This is a genomic window from Campylobacter sp. RM19072 (assembly GCF_024723485.1).
GTDB lineage: Bacteria > Campylobacterota > Campylobacteria > Campylobacterales > Campylobacteraceae > Campylobacter > Campylobacter porcelli.
The window spans coordinates 1-23571 of record NZ_JANQCU010000004.1 but is presented as its reverse complement, the minus strand read 5'-3'; the positions used below and the strand labels follow the sequence as shown (position 1 = coordinate 23571).

At 33.0% G+C, this 23571-nt stretch carries 23 protein-coding genes and 1 tRNA gene; 15 read left to right on the top strand and 9 right to left on the bottom strand.

Annotated elements, in window-relative coordinates; all coding sequences use genetic code 11:
• Window positions 1-34 precede the first annotated feature (34 nt).
• The 14 genes from CSUIS19072_RS03450 (at window position 35) to CSUIS19072_RS03385 (ending at window position 10981) form a co-directional block, all read left to right on the top strand.
• A complete protein-coding gene (locus CSUIS19072_RS03450; protein WP_086237212.1) occupies window positions 35-1255 on the top strand; it encodes a GGDEF domain-containing response regulator in 1221 nt (406 codons plus the stop codon).
• The gene (locus CSUIS19072_RS03445; RefSeq protein ID WP_086237211.1) at window positions 1252-2016 is read left to right on the top strand and encodes a TatD family hydrolase; all 765 of its coding nucleotides are present in this window, start codon (window positions 1252-1254) and stop codon (window positions 2014-2016) included. The genes CSUIS19072_RS03450 and CSUIS19072_RS03445 overlap by 4 nt, the downstream gene beginning before the upstream one ends.
• A gap of 8 nt (window positions 2017-2024) precedes the next feature.
• Complete coding sequence (locus CSUIS19072_RS03440; protein ID WP_086237210.1) at window positions 2025-3221, top strand: transglycosylase SLT domain-containing protein; 1197 nt, start codon at window positions 2025-2027, stop codon at window positions 3219-3221.
• A gap of 49 nt (window positions 3222-3270) precedes the next feature.
• Complete coding sequence (locus tag CSUIS19072_RS03435) at window positions 3271-3978, top strand: septal ring lytic transglycosylase RlpA family protein (protein ID WP_086237282.1); 708 nt, start codon at window positions 3271-3273, stop codon at window positions 3976-3978.
• An 8-nt stretch (window positions 3979-3986) separates the two neighbouring features.
• On the top strand, window positions 3987-4559 hold the full coding sequence (gene hisB, locus CSUIS19072_RS03430) for an imidazoleglycerol-phosphate dehydratase HisB (protein ID WP_086237209.1): 573 nt from the start codon (window positions 3987-3989) through the stop codon (window positions 4557-4559).
• Window positions 4556-5044, top strand: coding sequence for a KdsC family phosphatase (locus CSUIS19072_RS03425; protein ID WP_086293319.1), 489 nt, complete (start codon window positions 4556-4558; stop codon window positions 5042-5044). The genes hisB and CSUIS19072_RS03425 overlap by 4 nt, the downstream gene beginning before the upstream one ends.
• Window positions 5023-5550, top strand: coding sequence for a hypothetical protein (locus tag CSUIS19072_RS03420; protein WP_141082456.1), 528 nt, complete (start codon window positions 5023-5025; stop codon window positions 5548-5550). Before CSUIS19072_RS03425 ends, CSUIS19072_RS03420 begins: the two co-directional genes overlap by 22 nt.
• Window positions 5535-6008, top strand: a complete 474-nt coding sequence (gene lptA / locus CSUIS19072_RS03415) for a lipopolysaccharide transport periplasmic protein LptA (RefSeq protein ID WP_236847916.1) — start codon at window positions 5535-5537, stop codon at window positions 6006-6008. The genes CSUIS19072_RS03420 and lptA overlap by 16 nt, the downstream gene beginning before the upstream one ends.
• Window positions 6005-6601: a ribosome biogenesis GTP-binding protein YihA/YsxC gene (gene yihA / locus CSUIS19072_RS03410; protein WP_086293317.1), complete on the top strand. Its 597-nt coding sequence runs from the start codon at window positions 6005-6007 to the stop codon at window positions 6599-6601. Before lptA ends, yihA begins: the two co-directional genes overlap by 4 nt.
• Window positions 6598-7056, top strand: a complete 459-nt coding sequence (locus tag CSUIS19072_RS03405; protein WP_086242253.1) for an N-acetyltransferase — start codon at window positions 6598-6600, stop codon at window positions 7054-7056. The genes yihA and CSUIS19072_RS03405 overlap by 4 nt, the downstream gene beginning before the upstream one ends.
• Entirely contained in the window at window positions 7023-7511 is a 489-nt protein-coding gene (locus CSUIS19072_RS03400; protein ID WP_086293315.1) for a hypothetical protein, read from the top strand. The genes CSUIS19072_RS03405 and CSUIS19072_RS03400 overlap by 34 nt, the downstream gene beginning before the upstream one ends.
• Entirely contained in the window at window positions 7508-9313 is a 1806-nt protein-coding gene (gene mrdA / locus CSUIS19072_RS03395; protein WP_086293313.1) for a penicillin-binding protein 2, read from the top strand. Before CSUIS19072_RS03400 ends, mrdA begins: the two co-directional genes overlap by 4 nt.
• Before the next feature lie 15 nt (window positions 9314-9328).
• The gene (gene putP, locus CSUIS19072_RS03390; RefSeq protein WP_086242252.1) at window positions 9329-10834 is read left to right on the top strand and encodes a sodium/proline symporter PutP; all 1506 of its coding nucleotides are present in this window, start codon (window positions 9329-9331) and stop codon (window positions 10832-10834) included.
• A gap of 70 nt (window positions 10835-10904) precedes the next feature.
• Window positions 10905-10981: transfer RNA gene (locus tag CSUIS19072_RS03385), tRNA-Ile, on the top strand.
• 202 nt (window positions 10982-11183) lie between these two features.
• Here the strand turns inward: CSUIS19072_RS03385 and CSUIS19072_RS03380 are convergent.
• From CSUIS19072_RS03380 to CSUIS19072_RS03340, 9 genes are all read right to left on the bottom strand, one after another.
• Window positions 11184-14036, bottom strand: a complete 2853-nt coding sequence (locus CSUIS19072_RS03380; RefSeq protein ID WP_086293311.1) for a DEAD/DEAH box helicase family protein — start codon at window positions 14034-14036, stop codon at window positions 11184-11186.
• A gap of 9 nt (window positions 14037-14045) precedes the next feature.
• Complete coding sequence (locus CSUIS19072_RS03375) at window positions 14046-14714, bottom strand: hypothetical protein (RefSeq protein WP_141083161.1); 669 nt, start codon at window positions 14712-14714, stop codon at window positions 14046-14048.
• Complete coding sequence (locus tag CSUIS19072_RS03370; protein WP_086293307.1) at window positions 14714-15724, bottom strand: AAA family ATPase; 1011 nt, start codon at window positions 15722-15724, stop codon at window positions 14714-14716. Before CSUIS19072_RS03370 ends, CSUIS19072_RS03375 begins: the two co-directional genes overlap by 1 nt.
• The gene (locus CSUIS19072_RS03365; protein ID WP_086293305.1) at window positions 15717-16835 is read right to left on the bottom strand and encodes a DUF262 domain-containing protein; all 1119 of its coding nucleotides are present in this window, start codon (window positions 16833-16835) and stop codon (window positions 15717-15719) included. The genes CSUIS19072_RS03370 and CSUIS19072_RS03365 overlap by 8 nt, the downstream gene beginning before the upstream one ends.
• Before the next feature lie 35 nt (window positions 16836-16870).
• Entirely contained in the window at window positions 16871-18172 is a 1302-nt protein-coding gene (locus CSUIS19072_RS03360) for a restriction endonuclease subunit S (RefSeq protein ID WP_086293303.1), read from the bottom strand.
• On the bottom strand, window positions 18162-18923 hold the full coding sequence (locus CSUIS19072_RS03355; protein ID WP_086293301.1) for a hypothetical protein: 762 nt from the start codon (window positions 18921-18923) through the stop codon (window positions 18162-18164). Before CSUIS19072_RS03355 ends, CSUIS19072_RS03360 begins: the two co-directional genes overlap by 11 nt.
• 245 nt (window positions 18924-19168) lie before the next feature.
• Window positions 19169-19714, bottom strand: a complete 546-nt coding sequence (fic, locus tag CSUIS19072_RS03350; RefSeq protein ID WP_086293299.1) for a protein adenylyltransferase Fic — start codon at window positions 19712-19714, stop codon at window positions 19169-19171.
• On the bottom strand, window positions 19707-21692 hold the full coding sequence (locus tag CSUIS19072_RS03345) for a type I restriction-modification system subunit M (protein WP_086293298.1): 1986 nt from the start codon (window positions 21690-21692) through the stop codon (window positions 19707-19709). The genes fic and CSUIS19072_RS03345 overlap by 8 nt, the downstream gene beginning before the upstream one ends.
• Window positions 21693-21917: 225 nt before the next feature.
• Window positions 21918-23135, bottom strand: coding sequence for an ammonium transporter (locus CSUIS19072_RS03340; protein WP_086237194.1), 1218 nt, complete (start codon window positions 23133-23135; stop codon window positions 21918-21920).
• 212 nt (window positions 23136-23347) lie between these two features.
• Between CSUIS19072_RS03340 and CSUIS19072_RS03335 the strand changes: the two genes are divergently transcribed.
• The coding region (locus tag CSUIS19072_RS03335) for a flagellin N-terminal helical domain-containing protein (RefSeq protein ID WP_442863271.1) at window positions 23348-23571 on the top strand (224 nt) is incomplete at its 3' end.

Below are 23571 nucleotides of genomic sequence, written 5' to 3'. Positions count from 1 at the left end.
ATCGGCGACAAAAATTATTAATTATGGGGTTGTAATGCGCGAGAGAGTCTTGATAGTTGAGGATAATAAATCCTTAGCCAAACTAATAGCTAAAAAGATGAATGCCAATGTAGATATGGATGTTGTAGTGGCACATAGTTACGCACAGGCCGTAGATGCTATTGAGGATAATGATGACTTTTTTATCGCTTTGCTTGATCTAAATTTACCCGATGCACCAGATGGGGAGATTGTAGATTATGTCTTATCTAAAAATATTTTAGCCATTATCCTTACTGGTAGCGTAGATGAGAATTTAAAAAAAATCTTTACTCAAAAAAATATAGTTGATTATGTATTAAAAGATAGCTTAGATGCTATTAATTATATATTTGATACCATAAATAGACTATGTAAAAACCGCAATCACAAAGTTATGATAGTTGAGCCATCTATGGGGGTGAGAAATCAGCTAAAAGAGATCTTAAATTCACAGCTTTATAAGGTCTTTACCGCAGCTCATGGCGAAGAGGCGTTAAACTACTTAAATGATAATCCAGATATTAAGCTTATATTAACAGCATATAATATGCCAGTTATTGATGGCTTTGAGCTAATGCGTCAAATTCGCCAAACTAAGAATAAAAATAGCCTAGGATTAATAGCAGTAGCTAGTAGTGATAATGATGTAGCGGCTAAATTTTTGAAAAATGGCGCTAATGATTTTATATCTATTCCTTTTAGCAAAGAGGAGATAATATATAGAGTTGATAGCAATCTTAAGGCTATGCAAGATGAGATAGATATTCAAATGTATAAAAAATATGACCCATCAACTAAGCTATTTAATAGAAGATATTTCTTTGCTTATGCTAAGAGCTTAGCAGCAAGAAGTGGTGAATTTGGCATTGCTATTATCGATATAGATGGATTAAGAGCGATTAATGCTAAGTTTGGCTTTGAGCTTTGTGATAGGGTTATTATGCATGTTGCATCTATATTAAAAAGCGAGTTAAAAGGTATGGTGGTAGCTAGGCTTAGCGGTGGCGAATTTGGAGTGATATTTGATAAAATTGGCTTTGATGAGGCTATAAAAGTTATGGCGCATATTAGATCAAAGATTGCTAATCTTGCTATATCTTCAGTAACGCCTACAATATCAGTTGGCATTTGTAGTTTTGATACTAATATTAAATTTGACCAAGCAATAATGAATGGCTACAAAGCCTTACAAAAAGCCAAAAAAAATGGCAAGAATAGGGTGGAGATTTTATGATTATAGATACACATTGCCATTTAGATGATGCTAGGTATGATGATGATATAAGTAGCGTGATAAAAAACGCTTTTGATAATAAAGTAGGCAAGATTATCATCCCTGGGGCCGATATAAAGGATTTGCCAAAGGCTGCAAAAATAGCAAATTCATATGAAAATATCTACTTCGCAGCTGGAGTTCATCCATATGAGATAGATGGATATGATGAGAGTGTAATTTATGAATTTGCTAAGGATAAAAAGTGCGTTGCTATCGGCGAGTGTGGGCTGGATTATTTTAGACTTCCTGAAGTTGATGTAGAGCAATATAAGGCTAGACAAAAAGATATTTTCATCACTCAAATCAAACTAGCAATTGAGTTAAAGCTTCCACTTATTGTGCATATTAGAGATGCGAATGAAGATAGCTTAAAAATATTAAAAGAGTATGAAAATGAGCTAGTTGGCGGAGTTTTACACTGCTTTAATGCTAGTCCTATTTTGCTTGAGCTTAGTAGCAAATTTTACTATGGCATTGGTGGGGTTTTAACCTTTAAAAATGGCAAGAAATTAACCCAAATTTTACCAAAAATCCCACTAAATAGGCTTTTAATAGAAACTGACGCTCCATATCTTACTCCTGAGCCTTATAGGGGCAAGAGAAATGAGCCAGCATTTACCACCTTTGTAGCTGATAAGATGGCTGAAATTTTATCTATGAATAAAGATGAGATTGTGGATTTAACTACGCAAAACGCAAGTAGATTATTTGGAATTTAAGGAGAGAAATGAGAGTAGTATTAGTAGTTTTATCTATATTTTTTACCTGTAATTACTCATTTGGATTTATGGTCTCAAGCGATAATTTTAAAAAAGAGATTAAGATATTAAAAGAGCTTGATATTGATCCAAAATATATTAATGATGAGTATTTTTTGCAGTTAAAAAATAGCAGAATGGACACAACAAAACAAGAATTTATAAACACAATAACAAAAGAGTATAAACACGCTGCTATAATCAAAGATGTATTAAAGCAAAGAGGTGCTCCAAATTCACTATTGTATCTTGCTATAGTGGAGTCTAAGCTATCAAATAGAGCCACATCTGGAGCTAAGGCAGCTGGAATTTGGCAGTTTATCCCAAGCACTGCTAAATTGCATAATTTAAATATAGATAAATATGTAGATGAAAGGCGAGATCCTCTCCAAGCTACCAATGCTGCGATTGATTATTTACAAAGATTAAAAGATAGATTTGGTAAGTGGTATTTAGCAATTTTGGCTTATAATGCTGGAGAGGGCAAGTTAAGCAGAGCTATAAAAATAGCTGGTAGTGATGATATTAAGGTTTTGCTTGACCCAAAACAAAAGTATCTCTCACTTGAGACAAGAAATTATCTTCGTAAAATTATAATGATGGCATATGTGGCAAATGATAGAGATTTTTTGATCTCTACAGATAGCTCTATGTTAAATTCAGCCACATATATAGGCATTGAAAGGGTTGAAATCCCAGGTGGAATCAGCCTTCATGATGTGGCCTCAACCATAGGATTTAGCGTAGATAAATTAAGTAAATATAATACTCATTTAAGATATAGCTTTACTCCGCCAAATAGAGATAAATACTATATCTATATCCCAACGATAAAAAAAGAGGAGTTTTTAGCCAGATATAAAGCTGGTGAGAAGACTAAAATTTACAATACCAAAAAGGGCGATACATTTGAGATAATTGCCAAAAAATTAGATATTAAAACAAGCGATATTAAAAGATATAATAATATAAAACAGATAAAAGCAAACTACAAACTAGCACTCCCAGCAAACGCTAAGACCATTTATGAATATCAGGTCAAAAAAGGGGATACGCTAGGAGCTATATCTCGTAAATTCGGGGTAGAAGTATCAGATATAATAAAGGCAAATAGCAAAACAAATATGAAATTAGCAATAGGAGAAAACCTTGTCATACCACATTAAAATATCACTAGCCACATTAGCGGCGTTAGTTTTTGCTGGTTGTTCTACAATGAGCATTCCATACTACTCAAGCTCAGACTTTGAGAGCACACCAAATACGAGTAAAAGCACTCAAGAAGCCACTATGAGGCCTTATACCATCAATGGCAAAACATACTACCCAACGGTTGTAGAAGTAGGCGATAGCGCTACTGGAATTGCGAGTTGGTATGGGCCAAATTTCCATGGCAAAAAGACAAGTAACGGAGAGATATATAATATGCACTCTCTAACAGCAGCTCACAAAACCCTTCCTATGAATACTATGGTTAAAGTAACAAGCCTAAAAAATGGCAAAACAACGATAGTAAGAATCAACGATAGAGGTCCATTTGTATCTGGTAGGATAATAGATCTATCAAAAGCAGCCGCTACTGAGATTAGTATGATAGCTGATGGGACAGCACCGGTTAGACTTGAGGTTGTTGGATTTTATGGTCAAGTTGAGACCCCAGCTAATAAAACAGCTAAAACTCACACATATACAGGCGGAAATTTTATAGTCCAAATTGGTGCGTTTAGACGATTAGCTGGAGCTAATACTTATAAAACTCAATTTGATAATACAAATGGAATTTACAAAACTGCAGTTCGTGAATATACTTTGAATGGAGAGCCTATTTATAGGGTATTTTTAACTGGATTTAGAAGTGAGGCTGAGGCTCGTGATTTCATATCTAGCGGACAATTTAAGGGTGCGTTTATAGCTAGAGATTAGGAAATAAAATGATTAAAAAACAAAGAGTAACAAAAGAGACTAATATCAGCTTAGAGCTTGAAATTTATGGTAGTGGCAATAGCGATATAAGCACTGGAGTTGGCTTTTTTGACCATATGTTAAACGCACTTGCTAAGCACTCATTAATGGATATTAAACTTCATTGTAAAGGGGATTTATATATTGATGATCACCATAGCGTAGAAGATTGTGGTATTGTGCTTGGTCAAGCTTTAAAAGAGGCTTTATATCCGCTTGGAAGCGTGGAGAGATACGGCAATTCTGTTGTGGTGATGGATGAAGCAGCTGTGGAGTGTGCTTTGGATCTATCTAATCGTGCTTTTTTAATTTATAAATCTAAGATGAAGCCAAAAATAGGCAACTTTGATAGTGAGCTTGTTGAGGAGTTTTTTAGAGCTTTGGCGATGAATGCTAATATAACTTTACACATTATAAAGCAAAGAGGTAGCAACTCTCATCACATAGCTGAAGCGACATTTAAGGCTTTTGCAGTAGCATTTCGCAGGGCTGTGGCTAAAAATGATAGAGTTGGAATTCCTAGCACCAAAGGCGTTTTATGATAGAGATAATATTTTTAGATGTTGATGGATGCCTTAGCGATGGGGGGATTTATAAAACTAATTACGGCGATGAATTTAAAAGATTTGATGTCAAAGATGGATTTGCCATACAGCAGTGGAATCGCATGGGTAAAATTTCAGCCATAATCACAGGCAAAAGCTCACAAATTGTGGCTGATAGGGCTAAAGAGCTGGAGATAAAATACTGCTTTCAAGGCGTAAGTGATAAGCTATCTAAGGCTAAAGAGATTTTAGCTTTAGAGGGGTTAAATTTAGAAAACGCCGCAGCTATAGGTGATGATTTAAATGATATTAAGCTTTTAAAAAGTGTATCTATCAGCTTTGCTCCAAATGATGCTTTTGAGGCAGTTTGCCCTGATATAAAACTTACCAAAAATGGTGGTTATGGTGCTGTTAGAGAGATGATAGAGATTATCATTGATAGAGAAAATTTGCGTAGTGAGTGGATGAAGCGTTGGCTATAAGGATATTTTATTTTGCTGTTGCTATTTTTAGTATAAGCGTGGTAGTATTAATGCTACAAAGTCCATATGATATTAAAGCTAATATTAACAATATTAAAGTAGCCAATATGCAAGCTGATGAAGTGATAAGCTATGAGATGAATGCTACTGATATATATGCTAATTTTATCTCTAGTAGCGTTATAGCCTATGATGATTATAATAAATTTATTAATCCCAATGTAACCTTCATACATAAAGATAAACACAATATAAACGCCAAAGAAGCTATATATAAAGATAATAATATAACATTTATTAACGAAGTAAAATATATAAATTTAATTACTAATCTAAGATATAATTCTAATGAGATTATATATGATAATTCTACAAAAATACTACTAAGCAATCTCCCATTTGAACTATTACAAAATAGTGATAAAATACTAGGAAATAGCGTTATTTATGAGCTAGATAATAATTATATAACCGCAAAAGGAGTTAGGGGTTGGTTTTACAAATAGTTAGAGCTTTTATATTGGTGGCTATGATTTTTACTATGGCAAATTCAGACCAGATAGAAGTAAGTGCTGATAGCTTTTATGCCGATGAAAAAGCAGGTCTTGGGGAGCTTGTGGGAAATGTGGTTATAAAAAAGGGTAAAAGTGATACGCTAAGGGCAAATAGGGTTAAAATTTACTTTGATAAAAATCGCCAACCATACAAATATGAAGCCATTAGCAACGCTAAATTTGCTATATTATTAAATGGTAAAAATTATAATGGTAGTGGAGATTTGCTAACATATGATCCAAAAACTCAAATTTACACCCTAAAAGGCAATGCATTTTTACATGAGATTGATAGCGATAAGAAGATATTTGGCGATGAGATAGTTGTCAATCAATTAAATGGGGTTTATAATGTCAAAAGCAAGGATAAAGAGCCAGTTAAATTTATATTTCAGGTAGAAGAAAGATGAGAATTATTAACGCTAAGTTTTTACTCTCAGCCCAAGGGATTGATGGATTGCCTGAATTTGGCATTAGTGAGGTGGCATTTTTAGGTCGTAGTAATGTCGGTAAAAGCTCAATTATAAATGCTTTAACCAATCATAATAGCTTAGCAAAATCTAGCTCCACTCCAGGCAAAACTCAGCTAATAAACTGCTTTGAAGTTATAATTGATAATGAAGAAGAGAAAATTCCATTGATATTTGTCGATTTACCAGGATTTGGCTATGCTAAAGTAAGCAAGAGTATGTATAGTATTTGGCAGGAGAATTTAGATAGATATCTTAGGCAAAGGCTTAGCATTAAGGCGTTTATCCATCTTATAGACTCTAGACACGCAGGACTTCAAAAAGATGAGAATTTGGGACTATATCTTAGTGAATTTGCTAGAGCTGACCAAAGAGTATTAAATATTTATACAAAATCAGATAAGCTAAATCAAAGCCAAAAAGCACAACTTTTAAAGATTGATCCAAATGCTATTTTGGTCTCTAGTAGCAAAAAAACAGGTATAGATAAAGCGACAAAAGCGATATATAATGCAGTATTTGGTGTGAAATGATAGAGTATAAAAAAGCAAGATTAAAAGATATAAAAAGTATGCAAAATTTAGTTCGCCCCGAGGTGGAAAGTGGTGTAATTTTACCTAGGAGCGATGATGAGATAGCTACAAATATCCGCTCATACACACTTGCCTTTGACGATGATAGGCTAATTGGATATAGCGCACTTCATATACACGCTGCTAATTTGGCTGAGATTAGAAGTTTGATAGTTGATCTTGACTATAGGGGTAAGAGCGTTGGTAGCAATATAGTAAAGGCTCTTTTAGATGAGGCTAAATCTATGGAGATAACGCAAGTTTTTACTCTTACTTATAGGAGTAGGTTTTTTGAGAATTTAGGGTTTATCCAAATTCCCAAAGAGAGATTACCAGCGCAAAAGATTTGGGCTGATTGCATTAAATGTAAGCACTTTCCAGTATGCAACGAAATAGCATTAATTCGCAATCTCTAAGATTTAATTTATTTTGTATATCTATTGTAGTATATGAAATATTTAGCATTACTTCTGTGTTTTTGCCATCATTAATTGGGGTATTTTTTGCCTATTTGGTAATACTTAAAGATGAGCTAGATCGCACACTTGGGGTAAAAGATAAGAGATGGTATCTAAGTTTAGCCTTTTTGATATTTGCTGAGCAGTTAAATGGCTTTGAGTTTTGCTCCGTGATTTTGGCGTGGCTATTTTTTTACTATCTTATTAATGATTGGTTAAAGACAAATATAAAATGGAGAAAACTACTAATAACCGTATATGTATTTTCAGGATATATCATTACTCTTGCTATGAGTAATATCGTGCTATATGTATTAAACCAGCCTAGAATGAAGCTAGATTATGAGTATTTGCTCTATGCTATTATAGAGTCATTGATTGCTCTTGTGATTTTTAGGGGGCGGATATTATGAGAATGACGATTGTTTATGGGATTATCATTTTTGTTTGGATTATCTTGCTTACAAGGGTGTATTATTTAAGCATTAAATCTAATGAATATTATGAGCAAATCGCTGAAAAAAACGCTATAAAAACAGAGTATATCGCTCCAGTTAGAGGGCAAATTCTAGATAGAAATGGTAATCCACTAGCTGTTAATAAACTTGGATTTGAAATATCGATTAGACCGCACCTTAGGCGAAATATTAACACTTTAGATGATGAGATAAATTTTATTATATCGATATTCCCAGACCTAAATGCCACAAAACTCAAAAGAGAGTATATAAAAAATGACTCTCCATATTCGCAAGATTTTGTAAATGTTGTGAATTTTTTGGCTTATGATAGGGTTTTGCCACATTTTGCTAGATTAAATTTGCGTGATAATATAGAGGTAAATCCAGTATCCATTCGCCACTATCCATTTGGGGATTTAGCTAGTCATGTGATAGGATATGTGGGTAGAGCAAATTTAAAAGATATAGATATTAATCCAATCTCAAAGCTTACAAATTACACTGGTAGGAGTGGAGTTGAGAGGTATTATAATGAGATTTTACAAGGGGTAGAGGGGCAAAGGGTTACTAAGGTAACGGCTCTAAATAAGATTGTAGAAGAGGTTGGATATACTAAGCCAAGTAGCCTTGATATTACTCTTACTATAGATTTGGAGTTGCAAAAATATCTATATGAGGCCTTTGATAGACCAGCTGGAGCGGTGATCGTGATGGATGCTTTAGATGGATCTATTTTGGCTGCGGCTAGCCTTCCTGAGTATGATTTAAATAAATTTGTAACAGGAATTAGCCAAAGCGATTGGAATGAGATGATGAATAGTCCAGACCATCCATTTACAAATAAGCTTGTAAATGCTCTTTATCCGCCTGGAAGTGTTGTCAAAATGGCTATGGGTATGGCGTTTTTTGAAAGTGGGAAAATCTCTCCTACTACAAGATTGCTTTGTGATCCATATTTTGAGCTAGGTGATAGGAAATTTAGAAATTGGAAAAATTATGGCTCTGAGATGATGACTATAGTAGAGGCTTTGCGTGATAGTTGTGATACATATTTTTATCGTGGTGCTTATAATGTAGGCATAGATGTTATAGCGCCAGTGTTAAGAAGGTATGGTTTTGGGGTAAAATCTGGTGTGGATTTGCCAAATGAGTATATAGGTATAGTCCCAGATATGCAATGGAAAAAGAGTAGATTAAATCAGCCATGGTATCAAGGCGATACTATAAATACTAGCATAGGTCAAGGTAGCTTTTTAGCCACACCAATGCAAGTAGCTAGGGATACGGCGATATTTGCTATGGGATATGATGTAACTCCGCATTTTCTTAATAGTGTTGATAAGGTAGAGCAAGAGTGGATAGGTAGTGATATTTTAACACAGAAGGAAAAATCAGCCCTAAAATATATAAGAGAAGGAATGCACGCAGTAGCTAATATCCCAGGTGGGACTGGCTTTAGAGTATTAAGCCCTTCTAAGGTTATTATCGCAGCTAAATCAGGAACGGCTCAAGTAGTGGGGATTAGCCAAGAGGATAAAGAGCGGATTAAAGAAGCTGATATGGAGTATTATGAACGCTCACACGCATGGATGACAGGATATGCTCCATATGAAAATCCTAGATATGTCGTAACTGTATTAGTAGAGCATGGTGCAAGTGGTGGTGGAGCAGCAGGGCCGATACTAGCTAGGATTTTTGATAAGCTTGCCGATATGGGCTATATAGATGAAAAATATCTAAAAAAACGAAAATAATATAAAGGAGATGAGTTGGACTTTACTACATATTTAGCCATTGGATTATATTTTGGGGTGCTTTTAGTCATTGGGCGTTTAGCGTATAATAAAAAGTCAAATTTAAATGAGTACTTGCTAGATAACCGCTCCTTAGGGCCATTTATAACCGCACTTAGTGCTGGGGCTAGTGATATGAGTGGATGGATGTTGCTTGGGCTTCCTGGGGCTTTATATCTTAGTGGGATTTGTAATGCTTGGATAGCTATTGGGCTTAGCGTTGGTGCGTGGGCGAATTACAAATATCTTGCTAGTAGGCTTAGAGTATATACTGAAATTTCAGGCGATAGCATTACTATTCCAGATTATTTGGAGAATAGATTTAAGGATAAAACTAAGGTTTTACGCATTATTTCTGGTATTTTTATCCTTGTATTTTATACGCTTTATGTCAGTAGTGGGATTATCGCAGGGGGCAAGACATTTGAGAGCTTTTTTGGTTTAAATTTTGCTTTTGGGGCTGGAGTTACACTTTTTATAGTTGTATTTTATACATTTTTTGGTGGATTTAAGGCAGTTTGTCTTACAGATGCGTTTCAAGGGATTTTAATGTTTTTAGTGCTTGTGCTTATCCCTTTGGTGGCCTATTTTAGTATTGAAATTCCACAAAATTCAAGCTTCTTATCCCTTTTAAATCAGTATAGCAAAGAGGCAAATTCAAACCACTTAGATATATTTGCAGGGCAGACATTTTTAGGTATTTTGGGATTGCTTGCTTGGGGATTTGGCTACTTTGGACAGCCACATATAATTGTCAGATTTATGGCTATTAGAGATGCAAAAGAGCTTGTTTTAGCCAGAAGAATTGGGATTTCGTGGATGGTAATTGGCTTGGTTGGGGCTATGGCTAGTGGTCTTATAGGTTTTGTATATTTTTCTCAAAATGGCATTAGTTTATCAGACCCAGAAACTGTGTTTTTAAAGCTTGGAGATACTCTATTTCACCCTTTTATCGTAGGAGTTATCATATCAGCTGTTCTTGCGGCTATTATGAGTACTATCTCATCTCAGCTTTTAGTTAGCGCTAGTTCTGTTACTAGGGATTTTATATTTGCATTTTATAAGCACGAAGTAAGCCCTAAAGCGCAAGTATTAACAGGTAGAATTTCAGTTGTATTAGTAGCGGTGATTGCCACATTTATCGGGTTTAACTCTAGTGATACGGTTCTTGGAGTGGTGGGTAATGCTTGGGCTGGATTTGGTGCGAGTTTTGGGCCAGTTTTACTCTTTAGCTTATATTCAAGGCATATGAGTGCGTTATCAGCTTTAGCTGGTATAATCACCGGAGGCGTAACGGTGCTGCTATGGATACTTTTTGGACTATCAAGCGTGGTTTATGAGCTTTTACCTGGATTTTTGCTATCATCTCTTGTGATATATTTGGTTAATCGCTATAATAATATGCTTAAAAAGATGTCGCAAGAGCCGAATTTATCAGTGATTGATGATGAATTTAATAAGATGAAAGATAGACAAATTTAAATTTATACTTTGGAGTTGTTTTATATAGATTTAAGGAATTATTTTATATAATTCCAACTCCAATTCAAGTGGGTTTATAGCTCAGTTGGTTAGAGCATCCGGCTCATAACCGGATGGTCCCAGGTTCGAGTCCTGGTAAACCCACCATTAAATTTCTTTTTTAAATTTTCTTTAATTTTTAAAATCTCTTTTTATAATGCTTTAAATACTTCAAACGCTGATTTTAAGGCCGTTTCTCTCTTAAAATCAAATTTCAAATAGCTTTTCTAATGCTATTTAACCCAAATTTCATAACCGCAAAGTAAGGCTAATAGCCGATGAAAATCGGCTATTTATGCCAAATTTTCACCTATCTTTTTTCTAAAATATCATAAATATTATCTTGAAGTGGTGTGAAAATTTCATTTATATAAGCTTGATTGTTCAATAGTTGGCCGTATAAAGCACCAAATTGCGCATCATTATAATTATCTGTTAAAATATCATTTAATTCATCATTATAAAGTTTTGTAAAATCATTTTTATTATTATTTTTTGCTCCGCTTTGTAGCCTGGTGCTATTTAGTAGCTTCTCAGAGATATTTATAATAGCTTTAATTTGCGAGTTTTCTTCTATATTTAGACTAAGATTATCATTGATTTTTTTTATAATTATTGAGAGCATTTCTAGCTTGCTAGAATCAATCTTCATTGAGCCAAAGGCGCTCATCTCCATCACTGGATCTGGTTTTATATTATCTTTTGTGTGTGTTTGGTTTTTTAGTACTTGAACATTTATCACGCCTATATCTATATCTATATTTTCGTTACTTATATTTTCATTTGTAAGCTGTTTGAGCAAAATTTCTATAAAAATATATCTGTTATTTAGCTTATCGCTAAAAGTATCACCAAAAATGATTTTTAAGTGTAAAAAGGTATTTTTGTAGTTTGTAAGTAGCCCTTTGAACTCTACTTTGTGCTTATCATCTAAATTATTTATCTGTGTTATTGCTTTTGTGAAATATGGCCTTATCATCTTTTGAGTATTATCATCTATATTAGAAGTAGCATCTGCTACTATCTTTTCTTCAAGTGGCATTAAGATATTATATCCATCTATTTTTGCGTTGATATCAAGTAAATCAGCCATATCAATACCATCTTTTAGCATAGTTTGCGTATAATATGGCGCAAAACTACCAATGATATCATCAAATTTATTTACAAAATCAAGCACAAAAGTAGTTTTATGCGGGAATTCTGGACAAATTCTATTTAGCCTTGATAGTGTTTGGACGGCGGTTATTCCGCTAAGGGCTTTGATAACATACATTATACAAAGCTTATTTTGGTCAAATCCTGTTTGGTATTTATTTGCGACAAAAAGCACCCTTCGCTCATCTTTATTAAATTCACTAGGCAAAGATGCTTCGCTTATGCCATTTATCCCACTTTCGCTATACTCCACTTCGCCAACTTCTTTTTGACCGCTAAAAGCTATTAAAGGTTTAAAATCATATCTCCCCGCGCAATACTCGCAAAAAGCTTGATAATATCTTATCACGCTTTCTATATCTTCGCACACTACCATAGCCTTAGCCTTGTTGTTTAGCATATCGCTACCGATATTAGCAAAATGCTCAGCTATCACAGCTACACGGCTTTTTATGATATCGGTATTATGTTTGATTATATCTCTTATTTTGCGTTTTGCTTGGTTTTGTTCTACCTCTTTATCGCTGCTATTTAATACTATATTATAAAGAGTGTTATATGTTGTATAGTTATCAAGTACATTTAGGATATATCCTTCTTCTATCGCTTGTTTCATAGAGTATAGATGAAAAGGCGCAAACATGCCATCTATCTCTTTACCAAATATTTGTAAAGTACTTTTCTTTGGTGTAGCTGTAAAGCCAAAAAGGCTTATATTTTTAGGTTTATTCTCTGCGCCAAATTCAGCACTAAGAGTATCTATCAAAGCCTCCATATTAGACCCGCTGGTGCTAGAGTGCGCTTCATCTATTATCACAGCACATTTGGTGTCAAAATTTTTTAATTCATCTTTGATATAAGAGAATTTTTGTATTGTAGAAATTATGATTTTTACACTATTTTTTATAGCATCTTTTAAATCTTTTGAGCTATTTTCATCGCCAAGAGCTTTTATAAATCCTTCTTGATGCTTGATCTTGTTTATCTCATTTTGCAGTTGTCTATCTACTACTATTCTATCAGTTACGATTATCACGCTTTCATATCTTACAGAGCCATCTTTATACAAAGATGCTAGCATATATGCCAGCCAAGCTATGCTTTTAGTCTTGCCAGATCCTGCGCTATGCTGGATTAAGTAGTTTTTATACTCTGAATTTTTCAAAATATCGCTTTTTACTTTATGTACTAGATCCATCTGATGATAGCGTGGGAAAATCATAACTCCCTTATCATCAAATATAAAATTTTTAATCAAATCAATTATATTATCTTTTACCAATACCTCTTCCCATAGATACCATACATTGCTTATTTTGCCCTCTATTTCATCATTTCCAGCCCCTGTCTCACTGCCACTTCCTTTGCCTTTATTGAAGGCTAGAAATTTAGTTTTGGATTTTTCTAGCTTTGTAGTCATATAGCACTCATACAGATCCAAAGCAAAAAACACAATCGCACCAAGCCTATTATCAAATAGTCTATTTTGCGGATTTCTATCCTCTTTATACTGCTTTATAGCATCTTTATAATCCTGCCCTGAATAATTGCTTTTAAACTCCATACAAGCAAACGCCACACCATTGACAAAAACCACTAAATCCACACGCTCTTTATTCTCATTATCGGCATTTACTTCTTGTATTATTGTGATTTTATTTTTTTCATATTTCTGGGCTAAATCAGCATTAAAACCAGAGCTTTCTTTGTTATAAACTAGCTCTAAGTTTGTATTATTTATCATTACGCCATTTTTTAAGCACTCTAGAATTCCATTTTTGATTATATAGTCATTGATTTTAGAGATTATCTCATCACCCTTTAGCCCAAGCGAGTTAAGCTCCTTTTCTTGAGTGGATTTTAAAAACTCTATTAGTATCTCTTTATCCATTGCTAAATTTTTATCATAATACTTTGCGTTTCGCTCTACAACTCCATTTTTAGCAAATTCTTTTATTATATCAGCTTGATACTCACTTTTTTCATTATATATAGTTTTAGCCATTTTTGTCCTTTAAATTTCCCTAATTATATAAGTAAAATCTTTGCTTGTATCAAAAAGATAATCAATTCCACTTGTTAAAATAATTTCAATATTATTATCTATCATTATATATCTGTCATGTGTATTTTTATTGTTTAAATTATGAGCTTTATCTATAGCTATTTTATATTTTATTTTTGGGCTTAGATTTTTATTTGTTTTTATTTTATTATAGGTATTTCTATCTAGATAAATATTGCATTGTATTTTGCATTCTTCTATAAATTTTTCTAAGCTAGCTAAATTATGATTCTCATAAAGGTAATTATCATAAATAAAAATAGATTTCGCATCTTTAAACAGTGCTTTAAAATGCTCTATTGCTTTATCTCTTGGATCATCTTTTTTGAATGTTGCGCTTAGATTATTTTCTATTCTATCGCTAAAAATATTCACATTTGGAAATTTATCATTATCATCACAGAGAATTAATCGGAATTTCGGTATTTTATCAAGAAGTGGTAAAAACCTACTCATATCAAATGAAGCAATTTCTTTGCTAGCATAGCTAAGCTGCTCTTTTGTAAAAATAAACTCACCTTTAAAATAACGCAAAAGAGCTTCAATACATCGCAAATCAAATTCGCATTGATTTCTAAATTTAAGATATTCTAATGCTAATTTATCGCTCAAACGCATTACAAAAGCTCCCATAATTCAGCAGAATTAGCATCAAAAAATCCACTTGGATACTTCCTTAAATTACCATTTTCATCTACAAATTTACCACTATTTCCTACATTTATCTTTTCAAAATCACTATTTTGATCTGCTTTATAATAAATTACTATATCACTAGAATCAAAATTTTTCTTACACACTTCATAACAAGCACTATTTATTATATGCTCTGAGTGAGTTTCTAAGATAACTTGAACACCATTTTTAGCCAAAAATGTAAAAAACTTAGCCATATTTGAAATGGCTTTTGGGTGTAAGTGAATCTCTGGATTTTCTACGATAAAAATATCGCCCTTTTTACAATTAAGCCCAATTATTAAAATTCTCAAAGCATAGCTAATTCCCGTTCCTACATTAAAAGGTGAAAGCTCTTTATCAATATTTCTAAAATAATATTTTATTTCGATATTGCTTTCATTTATTTTATTTGTTTGTACATCAAAATCTAGTTCAAAAATTTCTTTACACCAACGCCAAAGCTGACCTTTTAAGCTCTCATCATCTTTAAATCTGATAATCTCTGCTTTTTCTTGCCAATGTTTATCGAAATATCCAAAAGTATATTCACCTTTTACGCCAAACTTTTCGTAATAATTATAACCCGATAAATCTTCTGCTCCTGTGCGATTCGCACTAATAAAAAATAAATTTTCTTCAAATTTTAACTCTTTTGAGCAATAAATTTTATTGTTTTCATCACCTTCATTTATTTTATAAACTTCCCCATTTAGCTCTATATCAACGCTATCTTTTTTGATAAAGATATTTCTAACAATGTTAAATTTATCAAAGTTTCTTGTCAATTCTTGAAGCGAACGGCTGGTTCTATTGTCTAATGTAAGCAATATAGCGTGTAAAATAGATGATTTGCCAGATGAGTTAGTCCCTGTTAAAATCACCAAAGGCTTAAACTCAAAACTTTGCTCTTTTATACTTTTAAAATTTGAAATTTTTAATTCTTTAATCATTAAGCAACCTTTCCATAGAGTCAAATCTAAATTTTATATTTTCTATAGAATCAATACCATAAGTAATTCTCTCCGGCTTATCAAATTCATCTTTTTTAAACTTTTCTAGCCTTTGGATATCTACCGCCACGCCTTTTTCAAGCGCTAAAACAAAAAGATAAACAACACTTTCAAATAGAAGCATATTTAAAGGTCTTTTTTTATTGTTTTTATTTTCAAACCTAAATAGCTCATCTGAGCCATTTTTTGCTATATTTTCCATGGCTTTTTTAAATTTATTTTTTAAATCATCTAAATTTAGCTCTTTTTCTTTATTATTTATCTCTTTCATCGCATTAGCAAGGATTTCATCGATGCTGCCTTCAATTTTGGTTTTTATTTTTTCTTGCCTAATTAGATAAAAAACTATAAATCTTAATATCAAATATCTATCTTTCATTGTCTTTATAGCATTTTCTTTAAGATTAGTTGCTTTTTTGAAGTTTTCATCACGGCTTAATTCATTAATAAGCTTAGTGCTAGCACCTTGATAGAGTGCATTTCTCATCTCTTGGTGATTTAGCTGTGTTCCGCCACGATTTAATCTATCAAAAAGATTAAATTTAATATCTTCATTTGTAGGCGGCAATAGGGCGTAAATTTCTAGTTGATAATCCTCAAAGCTATTTTGAAGCAATGGTTCTAATTCGCTAAATTTTTTACCATTTAATTCGCTTAAAATTGTTAGTTTTGAAAGTTTTAATTTATCTTTGTAAAATTGCCTAATAGCACGAAGTCTTTGTCTGCCATCTACTACTTGTCTCATACCGTTACTTGTCTGAAATAGATAAAACACAGGCAATGGAATTCCTATCAAAATACTTTCTATCAGCTCTGATTTTTGTTTGTCATCCCATCTATCATCATCTCTTTGAAACTCTGGGTCTAACTCTATTAATCCACGCTTAGGGTTATCAAGTTTTCTATTGATATCAAAAATGCTTATTCTTTCTTTGCTAATACGCAAATTTTCTTTATAATCCTTTTTTAAATTTTCTGCTAGTGTATTTAAGCTTTCTTCGCCTTCAAAGCCTTCAAATTCTTCATTTTTATTATCTACTTCATTATTCATTCTAACTCCTTTTGATTTTTGAAATTATAGCAAATTTAAATCTCTTTTTTGCCCGTTACGCACTCGTAGATTAGAGATTTTTTATACTCTTTTAGTGCGGTAATCTGCTTGGTGTAATTCTCATTTAATCTATCTATTTTGTCGCACTTTTTATCCAAAAATTCTGCTATCTCTTTTTGCTCGTTGAGTGGGGGTAGGGGGAATTCTAAATTTAATAGCTTTTCTCTTGTAAGCTGATTTATTGTAGTAGTACTAAAACTTGGACGATGGTATTCAAAAACTTTTGATTTTAAAATGTATTGTAAAAAATTTGAAATTTCACTTCTTAAAACCATCATAAAACCACCATAAGCACATTTTATATTCTCTTTTATCAAAACATTTTTACCTACTAATTCTTTACTTCCATTTGTAGCACAAATTAAAATATCCCCCTTTTTTATAAAAATTTCATTCTTTATAGGGCAAGACACATATACATTATCATTAAAAGATAATTTATCATTTTGAATATTTGAAGCTCTTAAAACTAGAATTCCATTTTCATCTGTCAAATCACTTGGCGAATAAGTCAAACCATTTCTAGCTGTGCCGTGATACTTTATTTTTGAAATCTTCCAATGTTTTGGAATTTGACCTATCCAAGGGATCCCACTATCTTTGAATTCCATATTTTTAGGATTTAGCCCTTTGGTTATGCACTCGCTTATGAGTGATTTTTTATACTCTTTTAAGCTCTTAATTTTTCTCTCTAAATTGCTTAATCTTTTGTCAATTATCTCGCACTTTTTATCTAGAAATTCAGCTATTTTCTTTTGCTCATTGAGTGGGGGTGAAACAAAACTAAAATTTAAAACCTTTTTAGCATTAAGGTTAAATTGTGTTGTTCCGCTACTTTCAAAAAATATATAATCTTTCATAGCTTTTAAATTATACTTATAAAATTGTTTGTTATAAGAATTTTTTACAAATAAAGCAAGTAAAGCTTGTGAAATTGTAGCACTACATTTTAATTCGGCGACTTCACCAATAGTAGCGTAAATAGAATATAAAATCGTGTTTTTTGGTAGAATTTTTAAATTTTTATCTAGAATTCCAAATTTTGTTATTTTTGTTTTTGTGCTTTCTATAAATTCTTTTTTTGACATATCACCAATAGAAACAAATGGAATTCCATAGTCTTCATCGGTATAAAATTTAGCAGTTCCACTTGTTGGTGTTCCACCACTATAAAGACCACTTAAAATATACTTATTTCTAATTACTTCCCAATGTTTTGGAATTTGACCTATCCAAGAGATCCCACTATCTTTAAAGTTAGTATTTTTAGTATTCATATTTTAAGTTTATCTCATATTTTAAATTTGATATTTCATTAAAAGCATCTTTAAGATTAAAATCAAGCCGTAAAAGCAAAATTTCTATATTTGTTATAATTGACTTTGCTTTGCCTTTTGGCGGTCTGTTGTGAAATATATTATTTCTTTCTTTCCTAATGCGAGAAAATACACTTAAAAGGTGGTCTTTTGTACCAAAGCTTGGTAAATTTTGATTTTTGTATTGTTTTTCACCAGCGAAAATAGGCTGAAAAATTGCCCAATTGTTTTTTATAGTATTTTCTAAATCGCCTAGTGTAAATAAATCAAGCACTTCAAAACTATTTGCTGTTTTTAAAAAATCTTCATTTAGTTTATTTATTTTTACTATATGATTTACTTTTTTAATCAGCCATAAATTTGAGCTATTTACAAACCAATCATCTTTTAAATCAGGGTTTGAGCTGTAATTTTGCGATAAAATAAAAGCCATTTTTGAGCGAAGTGCTGTTTCAAAAATATGAATAATCAAAAATAATGCGTGATGAGTTCTAATGCGTTTGTTATAAATATTAATAACCAAATCAAAAATATTTTTGCTATTTCCATGTTTTTTTATGAAAATTCCAGCTTCTTTGGCACTACCTAGCAAATATTCATTATGTAATAAAAAAATTGATTTTTCTAACTTTTTAAAGCCTTCTAAATTTGAGCTTTTGTCAAAGCCGAGATTTTCGCATAGTTTTTTATATGTTTGTGTTTTTAAATACAATTTTTATCCTTTTTATAAACTTATAAGAAAACTTATTATATAATTCACTCAGTTTAGGGATCAAATCACCATGACTTAGGTGAATACTCGCAAGAGATGGTACCCTAAACTCTTTTATATTATTTCTTTTATTACTCATCAAAAAGCCCACTTTCAAGCTCTCTTGCTTCTTTTTCTAGGTTTTGAATTTGCCCTATCCAAGCAATACCGCTATCTTTAAATTCTAGAATTCTATTTTTCATCTTTTAACTTTCATAAAAATAACTTTGTTCTAAGCCTTTAAAAATAATATATTCATCATTTATTTTTTCGCTTAGGGCTGATTTTAGCAATGTTTTTAGCTCTAGGTCATTTATAGGACTTCGCTCCATTGCGGCTAGATACTCGTATTTATCTACCTTTTGCCACTCTATTATGAGTCCTAGTGTGCTTTTTGGCATTAGGTCTAGCCATATACGCATACTTCTGCCATTGCCTTCTAAAAATGGATGCGCTACATTCATCTCTATGTATTTTTCTATGATTTCATCAAAGTTTGAGTGGGGTAGTTTTTCTATTTTGGCTAGGGCTTCGTTTAGATATAAGCAGTTAGCAAAGCGAAAGTTACCTTTTTTGATATTTTGCTCTCTTATTTTCCCAGCAAAAGGATAAAGCCCAGCAAATAAATACAAATGAATATCCAAAAGCCCCTTTAATGAGCCTATCTCGATCCTCGCAATTTCGCCACTAGAAAACAGCCTTTTTGCGTTTTCTAGGCTTTTTGCGTCTATTTCATTTAGCAATTCACTCATCAAAAAGCCCACTTTCAAGCTCTCTTGCTTCTTTTTCTAGGTTTTGGAATTCTAGTTTTATCTCATCAGTGCTTTTAGGGCTTTGGTATTTGTAGAAGTAGCGAGTAAATGGAATTTCGGCGCCGATTTTGCCCTCATCAAAGGCCTTTGCTAGTGGCAAATGTGGCAAGACCTCAGCCCTCATATATTCATCAATGCTAGCGTTAATGTTGATTATCTCGCTATCACGGCTATCTTTATCGTAGATAATCTGCTCTTTTTTATCTCTTTGGATTTGTGCTTCATGGTCATCACGGCTAAATACTTTGGCTATTTTGTCTAGTGTTTTGGTATCTTTGATATTTAAAATTTGCTTTAAAAAGCTGATAAATTCATCTTTGTTTAGATATTTTTTATCATCTTTATAGTCATTTAATTTGCTTATTATTACACTAGCAAGCTCTTTGGCTTCTTTTTGTTTGGTTAGCTCTTTTTGCTCTTTTTGGGTTAGTTCATCTTTGTTTTCTAATTCTGTTATTTTGGTCTCATTATAAAAGGCAGATTTCAAGCTCTCTAGGCTCTCATCTGTGATGGTATAGCTCTTTTGAAGTGGGGTCATTATGGTGTATTCTTTATAGATAAATTCGCTATTAGTATAGATTTTACAATGCTCATTCTCTTTGAAATCTTTGTAAATTTGGGTAATTTGTGCTATATTTTGCTCGTTTAGCTCGTTTCTTTTATTACCCATTGATTTTCTAAGCTTTACATAGAAGCTACTAGCGTCTATTAGTGCTAGTTTGCCTTTTCTTTCTTTTGGCTTGGATTTGCGTAGTATCCATATATAAGTAGCGATTCCAGTGTTATAGAAAAGATCTGTTGGCAAGGCGATAATGCTATCTATATAGTCATTTTCTAGTAGATAGCGGCGGATCTGGCTCTCGCCTGAGGTGGTATCGCCGCTAAATAGTGGAGAGCCATTTTGGATAATGGCGATTTTGCCATTATCTTTGACCTTTTCTAGGGCTGATTGTAAAAAGAGAAGTTGCGCATCGCTTTTGGCTGGTAGTCCTGCCAAAAAGCGAGATTTGCTCTCATAGGCTAGTTTTACAGCGTCTTCTACACCATCTTTTGCTTTTTCTCCACCCCATGAAGTGCCAAATGGTGGATTTTCGATGATGAAATCAAATTTTTCATTTGGGAATTCATTGTTTTTTAGAGTATCTGTTTTTAAAATATTTTTTTCATTTTGCCCTTTTATGAGTATATCGGCTTTACAGATAGCGTAGCTCTCGCCGTTGATCTCTTGGCCGTATAGATAAATTTGTGCCTTATCGTTTTGTGCTTTTAGCTTTTCATTTGCTATGCTTAGCATTCCGCCTGTTCCGCAAGCTTGGTCTAGGACTGAAATTACCTTATTATCGCCTTGTATATCGACACCAAAAAGCAAAATATCCACCATTAAAGCGATGATATCACGCCCTGTGTAGTGATCGCCGGCTTCTGCATTTTCGCTAAATCTGCGGATAAGGTCTTCAAATATATAGCCCATTGTGTGATTTGGGACGATTTTGGGGTCTAAATCAAGCTCGCTAAAAGCTTTTATGATGCTAAAAAGGCAGTTTTCTTTGCTCATTTTGGCTATCTGTTTTTGGAATTCTAGATTTTCAAATATCTCTTTGATATTGTCGCTAAAACCATCTATATAATTTATCAAATTTGCTTTTATGTTGTTTTGGTCGTTTCTAAGCTCTTTTAGATCAAATTTGCTTGTGTTATAAAATTGATATCCGCTTAATCTTTCTAGCACCGTTGTTGGGGTGTCTTTGTCTTTATTATACTCTTCTAGCACCGCTTTTTTGGTATCAGCTAAGGCGCACTCAAATCTGCGTAAAATAACCATGGGGATAATTACATCTTTATATTTATCACTAGTGTAGGCTCCACGAAGTTTATCGGCAATATTCCAAATAAAATTTACCTCTTTGCTAATATCCATTTTTGCCCTTTTAATTGTTGATTATTGTCAAATATTATAGCATAAATTTACATATTATTAACAACCATAGAATTGTAAAATATATCAAATAATCTTAATTTATTGATATTATAAAATCGATATAATTTTATTTAAGAATTTTGGAATTTATTCGCAGATTTAGTAAAGTTAAATAGCATTAATCTGCGAATTTATAGCATTAAATAAAGATAGTTTAACCCTAGTCTATCTCTTATAAGCGCTCTCGCCGTGTAAGCTCGCATCTAGCCCCATACTTTCGTGTTCGCTATCTACTCGAAGCGGAGTGAAGTAAGATATGGCTTTAAATATTATAAAGCTAATTATTGCCGATACGCTAAAGCATACCACAACCCCAAGAATCTGCTCTAAAAGTAAATGCGGATTAAAGCTTATAAATAACCCTTCAAATTCAATGCTAGGATTTGTCTGCTTACTAGCAAAAAGCCCCACACACAAAGCTCCCCATATACCGCCAAATCCATGTAGAGAAAAGGCATCTAATGAGTCGTCTAATTTTAGTTTGTATTTTATGATTATCAAGCCCCAAAAGCATACTATAGAAGCGCTAATACCTATGATAATGCTAGCTGCTATACCCACATATCCGCATCCTGGTGTGATACCCACAAGCCCAGCTACTAAGCCACTTAAAGAGCCTAGAATGCTAGGTTTTTGTTTGTTTAAAATTTCCATACAAATCCAAGCTATATATCCGCTAGAAGCTGCGAGAATAGTCACTATAAAGGCATTTACGGCGATTTCATCTACCTTTCCAGCACTTCCAGCGTTAAATCCAAGCCAACCAATAAATAGTAAAATTCCACCCAAAAACGCATAAGGTATGGAGTGGGCTTGCTCGCTGATATGCGCTATCTCTTTTCTAGCGCCCACCATTAAAACACCAATTAACCCAGCTGTTCCAGCACTGATATGGACCACGCCACCACCGGCAAAATCTAGCCCACCACGGGTTAATAAAAATCCTTGCTCATCCCAAATCATATGAGCCAAACTAGCATAAACTAAAATACTCCAAAAAATCAAAAATATAGCCAAAACGCTAAGTTTCACACGCCCAACAAGCGATCCAGTGATAACGGCACTTGCGATTAGTGCAAACATCATTTGATATATCACGCTTAGAATTTGTGGCACTCCATTGTCATTTACGCCGTTGATACCATTTAAGAATGCAGCTGATAAATTTCCTATGACGCCAAAGTAATCCCCCTCATAAGCTAATGAAAAGCCAACGATTATCCAAGTAAAGGATACTAATCCAAATACTATGAAGCAATTCATTATAGTATTTAGTGCATTTTTAGCTTGGACTAATCCAGAGTAGAACATAGCTAACGATGGAGTCATTAGCAACACTAATAAAGAACAAAGCATTATAAATAGGGTGTTTATCGCATCCATTTATACTCCTTTTTGAAAAATATTTGGCATAATATCGAAAACTCTATAAAAATTTACTTAATTAAGAATAATTTAATATAAATTTTATGAGATATTTTAAATTTTACTCCAAAAATAAATTTTTATCATATATTTATGATCGATCTAAAAGTTGGAACACCATTTGCTTAACCACTCTTAACTTTTTAATTTTTAAGATAAAGGACTTAAAGATGAGTTTTAGAATAAACACCAACATAGCAGCTATGAATGCTCATGCTAACTCAGTAGTAAATGATAGAGCTCTTAGTAGCTCACTAGGTCGCCTTAGCTCTGGTCTTAGGATCCAAACAGCAGCTGATGATGCCTCTGGTATGTCGATTGCTGATAGTTTGCGTAGTCAGGCTAACTCTCTTACCCAAGCCATATCTAACGCAAATGACGCTGTGGGTATCAT

Excerpts from the sequence above, each read along its gene's own strand:
- CSUIS19072_RS03450 (WP_086237212.1), top strand. The coding sequence starts at position 35 with ATGCGCGAGAGAGTCTTGATAGTTGAGGATAATAAATCCTTAGCCAAA.
- CSUIS19072_RS03445 (WP_086237211.1), top strand. The coding sequence starts at position 1,252 with ATGATTATAGATACACATTGCCATTTAGATGATGCTAGGTATGATGAT.
- CSUIS19072_RS03440 (WP_086237210.1), top strand. The coding sequence starts at position 2,025 with ATGAGAGTAGTATTAGTAGTTTTATCTATATTTTTTACCTGTAATTAC.
- CSUIS19072_RS03435 (WP_086237282.1), top strand. The coding sequence starts at position 3,271 with ATGAGCATTCCATACTACTCAAGCTCAGACTTTGAGAGCACACCAAAT.
- hisB (WP_086237209.1), top strand. The coding sequence starts at position 3,987 with ATGATTAAAAAACAAAGAGTAACAAAAGAGACTAATATCAGCTTAGAG.
- CSUIS19072_RS03425 (WP_086293319.1), top strand. The coding sequence starts at position 4,556 with ATGATAGAGATAATATTTTTAGATGTTGATGGATGCCTTAGCGATGGG.
- yihA (WP_086293317.1), top strand. The coding sequence starts at position 6,005 with ATGAGAATTATTAACGCTAAGTTTTTACTCTCAGCCCAAGGGATTGAT.
- CSUIS19072_RS03405 (WP_086242253.1), top strand. The coding sequence starts at position 6,598 with ATGATAGAGTATAAAAAAGCAAGATTAAAAGATATAAAAAGTATGCAA.
- CSUIS19072_RS03400 (WP_086293315.1), top strand. The coding sequence starts at position 7,023 with ATGCAACGAAATAGCATTAATTCGCAATCTCTAAGATTTAATTTATTT.
- mrdA (WP_086293313.1), top strand. The coding sequence starts at position 7,508 with ATGAGAATGACGATTGTTTATGGGATTATCATTTTTGTTTGGATTATC.
- CSUIS19072_RS03380 (WP_086293311.1), bottom strand. The coding sequence starts at position 14,036 with ATGGCTAAAACTATATATAATGAAAAAAGTGAGTATCAAGCTGATATA.
- CSUIS19072_RS03375 (WP_141083161.1), bottom strand. The coding sequence starts at position 14,714 with ATGCGTTTGAGCGATAAATTAGCATTAGAATATCTTAAATTTAGAAAT.
- CSUIS19072_RS03370 (WP_086293307.1), bottom strand. The coding sequence starts at position 15,724 with ATGATTAAAGAATTAAAAATTTCAAATTTTAAAAGTATAAAAGAGCAA.
- CSUIS19072_RS03365 (WP_086293305.1), bottom strand. The coding sequence starts at position 16,835 with ATGAATAATGAAGTAGATAATAAAAATGAAGAATTTGAAGGCTTTGAA.
- CSUIS19072_RS03360 (WP_086293303.1), bottom strand. The coding sequence starts at position 18,172 with ATGAATACTAAAAATACTAACTTTAAAGATAGTGGGATCTCTTGGATA.
- fic (WP_086293299.1), bottom strand. The coding sequence starts at position 19,714 with ATGAGTGAATTGCTAAATGAAATAGACGCAAAAAGCCTAGAAAACGCA.
- CSUIS19072_RS03345 (WP_086293298.1), bottom strand. The coding sequence starts at position 21,692 with ATGGATATTAGCAAAGAGGTAAATTTTATTTGGAATATTGCCGATAAA.
- CSUIS19072_RS03340 (WP_086237194.1), bottom strand. The coding sequence starts at position 23,135 with ATGGATGCGATAAACACCCTATTTATAATGCTTTGTTCTTTATTAGTG.